Source organism: Caulobacter sp., assembly GCF_049283275.1.
Lineage (GTDB): Bacteria > Pseudomonadota > Alphaproteobacteria > Caulobacterales > Caulobacteraceae > Caulobacter.
In genome coordinates this window covers 1-11,141 of the sequence record NZ_JBAPVS010000050.1, presented here as the reverse complement: position 1 = coordinate 11,141, position 11,141 = coordinate 1, and the positions used below count along the sequence as shown (strand labels likewise).

The following is an 11,141-nucleotide window of genomic DNA, read 5'->3' as shown; positions in this document are numbered from 1 at the left end:
GACGTCGACGCGCCGATCGCCACGGCCGCCGAGGCGCCGACCACCGCGTCGGAACTGGTCGTCCAGGCCCAGATCGCCTATCGCAACCGCACCGACCAGGCCGCGCCGATCCTGAACTACGACCTGGACTATTTCCAGCGCTTCGAACCCCTGACCGCCGGCGACGCCCTCAAGCGCGTGCCCAGCGTCGCCTTCCTGTCGGACGTGCTGGAATCGGACGGCGTGCGCCTGCGTGGCCTCGACCCGGCCTACACCCAGATCCTGATCAACGGCGAGAAGGTCCCGGGGGCCGGCTCCGGCTCGGGCGCCTTCGGTTCGGGCGCTGACTCGGCCTTCTTCGTGGACCGCATCCCGGCCGAACTGATCGACCGCATCGAGATCGTCCGCAGCGCCTCGGCCAACCGCAGCGGCGACGCCGTAGCCGGCGCGATCAACATCGTGCTGCGCGACGCCTACGCCCTGGACGGCGGCTTCGTCCGCGCCGGCGCCCTGATGTTCGACGACAAGCGCATCCGCGAAACCGTCGGCGGCGTCTGGGGCGGTCAGGTCGGCCCCGGCCGCCTGCTGATCGGCGCCAATGTGCAGGGCCGCCGCAATCCCAAGAACAAGACCAGCCTGCGCTACACCAAGCCGGACGGGCCGATCGTCAACAGCGAAACCCAGACCGACGTGCGCAATGGCACCGACTACTCGTTCAACGCCAGTTACCAGACCCCGCTGGCCGGCGGCGATCTCGATCTTGGCGGCTTCTACGTCCACACCAACCGCTACCAGAACGAAGACTCGATCGAGTACAACAAGGACATCCGCAACACCGCCAACCTGTTGACCCTGAACGACAACGACGTCGACATCCAACAGGACAGCTACTCGCTCAGCGGCAAGTACAGCCACGACATGTTCGGCGGCAAAACCAGCGTGAAGCTGGGCTACGCCTCGTTCAAGAACGAGGAAGCCGAGTTCGAGGACGAGACCGAGTACCTGCGCGACGCCAATCCCTATCCGGACGGCGACCGCATCACCCGCGACAAGTCCGAGACCAATCTGGAAGACACCGAGTTCTCGGCCAAGCTGGAACACAAGCGCGACCTGAACGAGGGCGTGCAGCTGCAGTTCGGCGTCCAGTACGAGAAGAAGCAGCGCGACCTGCTGGTCACCGAGGTCCCGCGCAACCGCTACAACCTGCCCAGCGCCAACCCGCCAGCCTTCGGTCCCTACAAGGCGATCGACGGCGGCGACGCCGCGTTCGAGCAGACCCGCCTTGACCCCTATGTGATGCTGGACGGCAAGTCGGGCGCCCTGAAGTGGGAAGCCGGCCTGCGCTATGAGACCACCAACGTCACCCTGCAGGACCGCACGGTCCCCTCGACCACCGATGTCGACTACAAGATCCTGCTGCCGTCGGCCTCGCTGCGCTACAACGTCACCACCGAAGATCAGGTCTATGTGTCGGGCGCGCGCACCATCCGCCGTCCCAGTTTCGACTACCTGTCGCCGGCCCTGCTGACCGCCGAGCTGGGCGACAACGACTTCATCGGCAATCCGGCGCTGAAGCCGGAAACCGCCTGGGGCCTGGACGCCGGCTACGAGCACCGGATGGGCAAGCAGGGCGTGGCCGGGATCAACGTCTTCTACCGCAAGGTCTCGGACCTGATCGAGCTGACCAACACCGGCGAGGAAGGCGACGAGGGTCCCGGCACGTTCCTCTACTCGGCCCGCAACACCGGCGACGGCAAGGTCTGGGGCGTCGAGTTCGACCTCTCGACCCCGCTGACCGTGATCGGCCTGGAAAACACCGGCGTGTTCCTGAACTACTCCTGGCTGGACAGCGACGTGAACGACGAGTTCGGCTCGCGCAAGTTCAACAGCCAGTCGGACTACGTGCTGAACGTCGGCTTCATCCAGGACGTGCCGACCTGGGGCATGGCGTTCGGCGCCACCTACCGCAAGCAAGGCGAGGCCTATAGCCGCGTCGTGGGCGAGGAAGTCACCACCACCTATGACGGCGACCTGGAGATCTTCCTTGAAAAGCGGATCGGCAAGGACCTGACGATCCGCCTGACCGGCTCCAACCTGCTGGACAGCGAGAAGAAGGAAACGTTCGACAAGTTCACGACGATCGCGAAGCAGAAAGCCCGCAACTACACCGACGGCGAATACGAGATCGAGCGCGAGAACGCCGGTCCGGTGTTCCAGCTGATCGCCCGCCTGGCCTTCTAGGCGAAGCGCGATCCAGAACGACGAAGGGCGGCGTCCGCGGACGCCGCCCCTTTTCGTGGTCGCTTCCAAGATCGTGGCCGAAACCCTCAGGCGGCGCCGCGACCGGCCTTGTCCTCGACCGGGAAGCCCATCAAGACATTGATGCGCTTGACCAGTTCGGTCCGCGCCATGTCACCGGCCATGCAGGCCTCCAGGGCGACGGCGGCCTCGATCAGGAGAGCGTTCTTGACGATCTCCCCCACCTTCTTGAGCTCGACGGCCTGGGCGGCCAGGGCGCGACGAGCCTGGGCCGGATCGCTGTCCAGCGCCTGACCGGCTGACTTGACGATGCGCAGGGCCTGGGCCAGGCGGGCCGCGGGGGTGCTGCTGGCGTCGGCCTTGCGTTTGCGCGGCCCCCTGTACTCGGCCGAATTGAAGCGGCGGCGATCGGGTCCCACATACTCCACGGCCTCGATCCAGTCGCGGGGCTTCAGCGTCACCGCCTCGAGCCGGCGCTCCAGGTCCTTGATCGTGAACGGCTTGCGCATGAACTCGTGGATGCCCGCGTCACGGGCCCCGTAGATCGCCTCGGCCGTGGCCTCGGCGGTGCACATGATGATCGGGCACTCGCGGCAGTCCAGATCGCTGCGGCGAATCTTACGCGCCAGGGCCAGGCCGTCCGAACCCGCCGAAGCATGCTCGACGAAGATCAGCACCGGGTCGATCGTGCGGGCCATGCCCCAACCGGCCTCGACGGATCCGGCGTGGAAGATCTGCACACGGCCGCCCACATGGCGCAAATGATCGGCGAGCAGACGCGCCGCGGCCACGTGCGGATCGACGATCAACACGCGCTGCATCCTCGCGGCGATACGCTGCAGAGTGCGGATGTTGCCGTCGAACACGGGCCCGGAAGCTCCAGAAAAGGGTTTCAGCCGCCCATGCTAGGCGGACGATAGTAAAAATCCGCTTGATGGCGACGTCTTTCGACAGATGGCCGTCAGGCGTTCAGGCCGGCGCTCAATCCGGAGTCGAAATCCTGGAGGATGTCGATGATCTCGTCGATGTCGGCCACCAACGGCGTCCCCAGCGGGAACCGATAGCGCCAGAAGCTGGCGATGTGGGCGACCACCCCGACCCTTTCGCCCAGCGACAGGAACATATCGGGCGCGCGCTGCAGGAATTCGCGGAACGCCTGGGGCCTGCCGTTGTCCGTCAAGCCATCGAAGGCGCGGTCATAGATGTCCAGCCCGCGCACGATCGCCTTGCGCTCGGCGATGATGCCCTGCCGCAGACGCTTGCGGGTGTCGTCGACAAGGCTCTGGGCGGCCTCGTCGCGACTGCCGGTGACCTTCAGCCGAGTGATCTCCTCGCCTACGGTCTCGAGTTCCGACCACAGCCGGGTCAGCGTCCATTTGTAGTAGAGGAAGCCCTTCCAGCTGAAGACGCCCTCCTTGAAGCTCTCGCTGTCCATGCCCAGGGTCTTGCGCAGCGGCTCCAGCCGTCCATCGACATCGGCCGACAGCAGAGCCTCGACCAGGCGCGCGGCATGGGCGGCGGGCGCGACTTCGCCGGCGTGGCGATAGGCCTGTTGGATCAGATGCGACAGCTGCACGGACACGAAGCTCTGCATCTGCCTCATGTCCGCCTCCGACAGGGCGAAATAGCTGGGCGCCACCGACCGGCCGTGGCGGAGCAGGTGTTCGCGCAGAAGGAACGGGTCCAGGGATGGAAGCTGATCGATCAGGCGCAGGGTGGCGATATCGCGCGCCATGTCGGTGGGTTCATTGCAAGCTTCGCGCAGCAGGGTCGTCCAGCCGCGCTGTCCCACGAAGAACGACTGGCCGCCCAGGCCCAGGTCGCTGCGCTCGAACGGGATGATCACCTTGGTGGCGTTTGGCCGGACCTCATTGAACAGGAAGATGTCGTCGGCCCGCAGGCGGTGCTTGACCAACAGGGCGGCGTTGAGGATGCGGTTGCGGAACAACGGCGCCGCGCTGTGTTCGGGCCGGTGGCCGCTGTGAGCCTCGATGGCCACCAGATTGAGCACGCGGCTTGTCGAAGCCTCGCGGTCAAGCGCTCGCAGGCTGCGCGTCAGCCGATCCGCCTTGTTGACGGACTTCTTTGAACGACGCGCAGCGGGCAACGACGGCGAACCTCCCCGAAGAAGCCGCCGTCATAGACCCGCGCCTGCTAAGCAATCGCTAACCGAGAGCGGAACTCACCGGCCCATCAGCCCTGGAACGGATCGCGCATCAGGATGGTGTCGTCGCGCTCGGGACTGGTCGACAACAAGGCCACCGGGGCGCCGATCAGCTCCTCGACGCGGCGCACATACTTGATGGCGTTGGCGTTGAGGTCCTTGAACGAGCGGGCGCCGGCGGTGCTTTCGCTCCAGCCTTCCATCTCCTCATAGATCGGCACGGCCGCGGCCTGGTCGCGCATGCCGGCCGGCAGGTAATCGACCGTCCGGTCCCCGATCTTGTAGCCGACGCAGATCTTCAGGGTCTTCAGGCCGTCCAGCACGTCCAGCTTGGTCAGGGCGATGCCGTCAATGCCGTTGATGGCCACCGACTGGCGCACCAGCACCGCGTCGAACCAGCCGCAGCGGCGGGCGCGGCCGGTGTTGACGCCGACCTCCCGGCCCACGGTCGACAGGTGCTTGCCCACCTCGTCGTCCAACTCACAGGCGAACGGGCCCTCGCCCACCCGCGTGGTGTAGGCCTTGACGATGCCCAGCACGTAGCCCGGTCCCTTGGGACCCATGCCCGAGCCGGCGGCGGCCTGGCCGGCGACGGTGTTGGACGAGGTGACGAACGGATAGGTGCCGTGATCGACGTCCAGCAGAGCGCCTTGCGCGCCCTCGAACAGGATGCGCTTGCCGGCCTTGTGGGCCTGGTCGAGCAGACGCCAGGCCGGCTGGGCATAGGCCAGGATCTTCGGCGCGATCTCCATCAGTTGGTCGAACAGCGCCTCGCCGTCGGCCTCGGGCAGGCCCAGGCCGCGACGCAGGGCGCCGTGGTGGCTGAGCAGGCGCTCGATCTTGGGCTTCAGGGCTTCGGGATCGGCCAGGTCCGCGACGCGGATGGCGCGGCGACCGACCTTGTCCTCATAGGCCGGGCCGATGCCGCGGCCGGTGGTGCCGATCTTCTGGCTGGACGCGGCCTCGCGGCCCTGGTCCAGGTCCTTGTGCAGCGGCAGGATCAGGGTGGCGTTGTCGGCCAGCACCAGCAGGTCGGGGCCGATGATCACGCCCTGCTCGGCGATCTTGGCGATCTCGCCCAGCAGGTGCCAGGGATCGACGACCACGCCGTTGCCGATGACCGACAGCTTGCCCTGCACGACGCCCGAGGGCAGCAGGGCCAGCTTGTAGACCTTGCCGTCGACCACCAAGGTGTGTCCGGCGTTGTGGCCGCCCTGGAAACGCACGACGACATCGGCCCGATTGGACAGCCAGTCGACGATCTTGCCCTTGCCCTCGTCGCCCCACTGGGCGCCGACAACGGTTACATTGGCCATGTTCAGATATGCCTTATCACCTGCCGAAAGGCGCCCGCGGCCCTTCGACAGGACTCGGCGGCGGACGTTTCATCTCTTGTGATCGGCGCGACGGCCCGCCTCGAAAAGGGGCCGCCCGGTTCAGAACTTGTAGACCAGCCGGACCCCGGCGTCGTCAAGCCCCTGGTTCTTGCCCTTGTGGAAGACCTGGCCGTTCGACAGGTGGGTGTAGGACAGTTCGGCCGACCAGCTGTCGTTGATGTCGTAGCCCAGGGCCAGTTCCGGCTCGAACAGCACGCGCGATCCGAAGTCGATGCGCGTGTAGTAGAGCTCGGTGCGGCGAGCGCGCTCCTCATCGCTGAGGCCCGGCGCGTTGGCGGGCGGCAAGCCGGCCTTGCCGTCGGTATAGGCCAGGCCTAGGCCGGGACGGAAATAGAAGCCGCCCGGCTTGCCCAGCTCGATGCGCCAGTCGAAACCGACGGCCACGAAGTTGGAGGTGTTCTCGCTGTTGATCGACAGCAAGGCGTGAGCCTGCGGTTTGCCCAGCAAACGCAGGCCCTCGATCCTGTCGGTGCGATAGCCCAGCTGAACGTCGACACCGTCCTCGCGGCCGGCGGCGCCCAGGCCGATCGCGTTGCCGACAAGCGTGGTGTCATGTTCGAAAACGCCGAGCAGGACCTCGCCGGCGGACACGGGGGTTGCGGCGGCCGTGGCCATGACGGCGCAGGCCGCGCCGGCGAATAGGGCTTTCATCAAGGCGTTTTCCCCCAAGCGGTTCGTGTGTTCCTTAGGGCTGAACGGCCTAGCTCGTAAAGGGTTTCAGCGTCACCCGCGGGGCGATAGATGTTGATCCATGAACATCAGTCTTTCCGACATCCAAGCCGCCGCCGCCCGCCTCGCCGGACAAGCCGTCCGCACCCCGCTCATCGAAAGCCCGGCGCTTAACGAGCGCCTGGGCGGTCGGGTGCTGATCAAGCCCGAGACCCTGCAACGGGCCGGAGCCTTCAAGTTCCGCGGCGCCTACAACCGGCTGTCCCAGTTGAGCGGCGAAGAGCGCCGGCGGGGAGTGGTGGCCTTCTCGTCGGGCAACCACGCCCAGGGCGTGGCCCTGGCGGCTCGGCTGCTGGGCTGTCCGGCCCTGATCGTCATGCCGTCCGACTCCCCCGCCGTGAAGGTGGAGGGCACGCGCGGCTTCGGGGCCGAGATCCACTTCTATGACCGCTTCACCGAGGACCGCGTCGCCATCGCCGACCAGATCGCGGCCGAGCGCGGCTGCGTGGTCGTGCCGTCCTATGACGACCCGCACATAATCGCCGGCCAGGGCACGGCCGGGCTGGAAATCGTCGAGCAGGCCGAGGCCGTGGGCGCGCGGCTGGACAAGGTGCTGAGCCCCGTCGGCGGCGGCGGACTGATCGCCGGCGTCTCGACGGCGATCAAGGCGCTGTCGCCCGCGACCGAGGTCTGGGGCGCCGAGCCGGCCGGCTTCGACGAGACGCGGCGTTCTCTCGCGTCCGGCAAGCGGGAGACCATCGACGAGGGCGCACGCTCGATCTGCGATGCTCTGCTGACCCCGATACCCGGCGAGCTGACCTGGTCGATCAACAGCAAGACCCTCAGCGGGATCGTCGCGGTCACCGACGCCGAAGTCGCCGAGGCCATGCGCTACGCCTTCTCGGTGTTGAAGCTGGTGATCGAACCCGGCGGGTGCGTGGCCCTGACCGCGGCCCTGACCGGCAAGATCGACCTGAAGGGTCAAACCGCGGCCATCGTCTGCTCGGGCGGCAATGTCGATCCGGCGCTGTATGGGCGGGTGCTGGCCGGCGACATCTGAACTCCCTCCCCCGCTTTGCGGGTGAGGAGAAGACAAGCTAGGGTCCGCGCCAACGACCAAGATCTGCTCCAAAAGAGAGACCCGATGAAACGCTTGCTGCTCGCGACCGTCCTGATCGCCGCTCCCATGCTGGCTCACGCGGCGGATGCGCCCAAGATCGACCCCGCCAAACTCTCGGCCCACATCAAGGTGCTGTCGTCCGACGAATTCGAGGGCCGCGGCCCGGCCACGGCGGGCGAGACCAAGTCGGTCGACTACATCGTGGGCCAGATGAAGGCGATCGGCCTGGGGCCGGCCGGTGATGTCCAGAAGGACGGGACCCGCGCCTGGACCCAGGACGTCCCGCTGGGCAAGTTCGACATCAAGGGCCCGGTCACCGCCCAGTTCACGGTCGGCGGCAAGGCCGTTCCCCTGGCCCAGGGCGAGCAGATCGCCATCCGCGCGGCCATGACCAATGTCGACAGCGTCGCCATCAAGGACGCCCCGATCGTGTTCGTCGGCTATGGCGTCAAGGCTCCGGAACGGACCTGGGACGACTTCAAGGGCCTGGACGTGAAGGGCAAGGTCCTGGTCGTGCTGATCAACGATCCTGACTTCGAGACCGGAGCCGGCGACTTCGGCGGCAAGGCCATGACCTATTACGGCCGCTGGACCTACAAGTTCGAAGAGGCCGCCCGCCTGGGCGCGGCCGGGGTGCTGATCGTCCACGAGACCGCGCCGGCCTCGTACGGCTGGGCGACGGTCAAGAACTCCAACACCAACACGATGTTCGACATCGTCCGCAAGGAGCCGGCCAAGACCCATCCCGCCCTGGAATCCTGGATCCAGCGCGACGTGGCCGTGGACCTGTTCAAGTCGGCGGGCCTGGATTTCGACGCGCTCAAGAAGCAGGCCCAGAACCGCGACTTCAAGCCGGTGGAGTTGAAGGGCGCGACCTTCTCGGCCGCCTACGGCGTCGACCACTCGGTGATCGTCTCCAAGAACATCGCCGGCCGGATCAAGGGCTCGGTCCGCCCCGACGAGACGGTGATCTACAGCGCTCACTGGGACCATCTGGGCGTCGGCCAGCCGGACGCCAAGGGCGACAAGATCTACAACGGCGCCATCGACAACGCCGACGGCATCGCCGCCATCCTGGAGCTGGCCCGCGCCTTCAAGGGCCAGCCGGCCCCGCAGCGCTCGATCCTGTTCCTGGCCGTCACCGCCGAGGAGCGCGGGCTGCTGGGGTCGGAATACTACGCGGCCAACCCGCTCTATCCGGTGTCCAAGACGGTCGGCGACCTGAACATCGACGCCCTGTCGGCCGCCGGACCGGCCAAGGACATCACCACCTCGGGCGACGGCAAGGTCGATCTGCAGGACCTGCTGGTCGCCAAGGCCAAGGCGCACGGCCGTTACTTCACGCCCGACCCCTCGCCCCAGGCCGGCCACTTCTATCGCTCGGACCACTTCCCGTTCGCCAAACGCGGCGTGCCGGCCATCTCGGTCGGCTCGGGCGAGGACCTGGTCACGGGCGGCAAGGAAGCCGGCCAGAAGGCCGAAGAGGACTACACCGCCAACCGCTATCACCAGCCCGCCGACGAATGGAGCGCCGACTGGGACCTGAGCGGCCAGGCCCAGGACATCGGCCTGTTCTACGAGATCGGCGCGGACCTGGCCAATTCCAGAACCTGGCCGGAATGGCAGGCGGGTTCGGAGTTCAAGGCGCTGCGGGACACGACCAAGAGCGATCGCAAGTAGCCACCCACCCACGCTCCCCTTCTCTGTCATCCCGGACGAGCGCGTAGCGCGAAGATCCGGGACCGACGCGTGACCTCAGAGCTTCCGGTGGTCCCGGATCTGCGCTTCGCTTGTCCGGGATGACAACTCTTGTTGCGATTTGTTGGCGCTCCTCCCCACGTGGGATGAGCGGAGTATGAAATGACAGCCTCCGTCTTCGACCTGTTCAAGCTGGGCGTCGGTCCGTCGAGCAGCCACACCATGGGGCCGATGACGGCCGCCGGGCTGTTTGTCGGGCGGCTACGTGACGCCGGCGATCTGTCCGACGTCGCCCGGGTCGAGACGCGGCTTTACGCCTCCCTGGCCCTGACCGGGCGGGGCCACGCCACCGACCGGGCGGTGATCCTGGGGCTGATGGGCTTCGTGCCGGCGCAGCTGGATCCCGACGCCGGCGACGCGGCCCTGGCCGAAGCCGCCGCCAGCCAGTGGATCCATCTGGGCGGCGAGGTCGGGATCAGGTTCGACGCCGAGCGCGACATCGTCTGGGCCGGCCACGAACGCCTGCCCCAGCACCCCAATGGACTGACCTTCACCGCCTTCGACAAGGCCGGCGTCGCGCTGGCCGAGCGAACCTATTTCTCGATCGGCGGCGGCTTCGTGCGTGACGAGAGCCAGATGGGCCGCAACACCCCGCCCGACGAAGGCCCGGAGCTGCCGTTCCCGTTCGAGTCCGGCGCCGACCTGCTGCAGCGCGCCGCGGACGCCGGCCTGACCATCGCCGGGGTCATGGGCGCCAACGAACTCGTGCGGATGGACGAGGACGCCCTGAGCGCCGGCCTCGACCGCATCTTCGACGCCATGGAAGCCTGCATCGAGCGCGGCATGCGCGAAACCGGGACCCTGCCGGGCGGCCTGGCGGTGAAACGTCGGGCCCGCCAAATCCACCAGATCATCCAGGGCCGGATGGAGCGCCAGATCAGCGACCCGCTGGCGGCCATGGACTTCGTCAACCTGTGGGCCATGGCGGTCAACGAGGAGAACGCGGCCGGCGGCCGGGTGGTCACCGCCCCGACCAACGGCGCGGCCGGCCTGATCCCGGCGGTGCTGCGGTTCTACCACCGCTTCCACAACGGCACGCCGCAGGGGGTGCGGGTGTTCCTGCTGACGGCGGCGGCGATCGGCGCGCTCTACAAGCGCAACGCCTCGATCAGCGGGGCCGAGGTCGGCTGCCAGGGCGAAGTCGGCGTGGCCTGCTCGATGGCGGCGGCCGGGCTGGCGGCCGCCTTGGGCGCAACGAACGACCAGATCGAGAACGCCGCAGAGATCGGCATGGAGCACAACCTCGGCCTGACCTGCGACCCGATCGGCGGCCTGGTCCAGATCCCCTGCATCGAGCGCAACGCCATGGGCGCGATCAAGGCCATCGACGCCGCGCGCCTGGCCCTGCTGGGCGACGGCCAGCACTCGGTGTCGTTGGACAAGGTGATCGCCACGATGAAGCGCACCGGCGAGGACATGAACGAGATCTACAAGGAGACCTCGCTGGGCGGGCTGGCGGTGGGGCTGTCGGTGAACCGGGTGGAGTGCTGAGATGAAGCGGCGCGGAGTCTGGATCATCATCGCGCTGGTGGCTGTTGCGGCTATCCCGGTGTCGCGTTGTAAGCAGGAATACTTCACGGTCGACGCCTGCCTTGATGGCGGGGGCGCGTGGATCAAGGAGGCCAAGAAGTGTTCGCACGATCAGGCTGAAGTCGACCGATACACGCCGCGCTGACCCCCTCAGTCGCTCCGCGACAGCTCCCCCAAGGGGGGAGCATCTGGCGCGTAGATCCTCCCCCTCTGGGGGAGGTGGCCCGGAGGGCCGGAGGGGGTTCGCGGCGCAACCCGTCGCCGC

The 11,141-nt window shown here is 67.4% G+C and carries 9 protein-coding genes; 5 read left to right on the top strand and 4 right to left on the bottom strand.

Features of this window, described 5'->3' with window-relative positions; translation table 11 throughout:
* On the top strand, window positions 1-2,220 hold a 2,220-nt coding region (locus WAL33_RS02660; RefSeq protein WP_422178220.1), incomplete at its 5' end, for a TonB-dependent receptor plug domain-containing protein.
* 86 nt (window positions 2,221-2,306) lie between these two features.
* Here the strand turns inward: WAL33_RS02660 and WAL33_RS02655 are convergent.
* The 4 genes from WAL33_RS02655 to WAL33_RS02640 all read right to left on the bottom strand — a co-directional run bounded on the left by WAL33_RS02655 (window position 2,307) and on the right by WAL33_RS02640 (window position 6,450).
* On the bottom strand, window positions 2,307-3,104 hold the full coding sequence (locus WAL33_RS02655; RefSeq protein WP_422178218.1) for a response regulator: 798 nt from the start codon (window positions 3,102-3,104) through the stop codon (window positions 2,307-2,309).
* A 95-nt stretch (window positions 3,105-3,199) separates the two neighbouring features.
* Window positions 3,200-4,249, bottom strand: coding sequence for a hypothetical protein (locus WAL33_RS02650; RefSeq protein WP_422178216.1), 1,050 nt, complete (start codon window positions 4,247-4,249; stop codon window positions 3,200-3,202).
* A gap of 182 nt (window positions 4,250-4,431) precedes the next feature.
* Window positions 4,432-5,718: an adenylosuccinate synthase gene (locus WAL33_RS02645; protein WP_422178214.1), complete on the bottom strand. Its 1,287-nt coding sequence runs from the start codon at window positions 5,716-5,718 to the stop codon at window positions 4,432-4,434.
* A gap of 120 nt (window positions 5,719-5,838) precedes the next feature.
* Window positions 5,839-6,450, bottom strand: coding sequence for an acyloxyacyl hydrolase (locus WAL33_RS02640; protein ID WP_422178212.1), 612 nt, complete (start codon window positions 6,448-6,450; stop codon window positions 5,839-5,841).
* Between the two features lie 100 nt (window positions 6,451-6,550).
* On the opposite strand from WAL33_RS02640, the gene WAL33_RS02635 reads away from it, so the two are divergent.
* The 4 genes from WAL33_RS02635 to WAL33_RS02620 all read left to right on the top strand — a co-directional run bounded on the left by WAL33_RS02635 (window position 6,551) and on the right by WAL33_RS02620 (window position 11,021).
* On the top strand, window positions 6,551-7,528 hold the full coding sequence (locus tag WAL33_RS02635; RefSeq protein ID WP_422178210.1) for a threonine ammonia-lyase: 978 nt from the start codon (window positions 6,551-6,553) through the stop codon (window positions 7,526-7,528).
* 84 nt (window positions 7,529-7,612) lie between these two features.
* A complete protein-coding gene (locus WAL33_RS02630; protein ID WP_422178208.1) occupies window positions 7,613-9,268 on the top strand; it encodes a M28 family metallopeptidase in 1,656 nt (551 codons plus the stop codon).
* A 180-nt stretch (window positions 9,269-9,448) separates the two neighbouring features.
* Window positions 9,449-10,837, top strand: coding sequence for an L-serine ammonia-lyase (locus WAL33_RS02625; RefSeq protein ID WP_422178206.1), 1,389 nt, complete (start codon window positions 9,449-9,451; stop codon window positions 10,835-10,837).
* 1 nt (window position 10,838) lies between these two features.
* Window positions 10,839-11,021 (top strand): hypothetical protein, encoded by a 183-nt coding sequence (locus tag WAL33_RS02620; protein WP_422178204.1) that lies wholly within the window; start codon window positions 10,839-10,841, stop codon window positions 11,019-11,021.
* Window positions 11,022-11,141 lie beyond the last annotated feature (120 nt).

Coding starts and splice junctions, on each gene's coding strand:
- WAL33_RS02645 (WP_422178214.1), bottom strand. CDS start 5,718: ATGGCCAATGTAACCGTTGTCGGCGCCCAGTGGGGCGACGAGGGCAAG.
- WAL33_RS02640 (WP_422178212.1), bottom strand. CDS start 6,450: ATGAAAGCCCTATTCGCCGGCGCGGCCTGCGCCGTCATGGCCACGGCC.
- WAL33_RS02635 (WP_422178210.1), top strand. CDS start 6,551: ATGAACATCAGTCTTTCCGACATCCAAGCCGCCGCCGCCCGCCTCGCC.
- WAL33_RS02630 (WP_422178208.1), top strand. CDS start 7,613: ATGAAACGCTTGCTGCTCGCGACCGTCCTGATCGCCGCTCCCATGCTG.
- WAL33_RS02625 (WP_422178206.1), top strand. CDS start 9,449: ATGACAGCCTCCGTCTTCGACCTGTTCAAGCTGGGCGTCGGTCCGTCG.
- WAL33_RS02620 (WP_422178204.1), top strand. CDS start 10,839: ATGAAGCGGCGCGGAGTCTGGATCATCATCGCGCTGGTGGCTGTTGCG.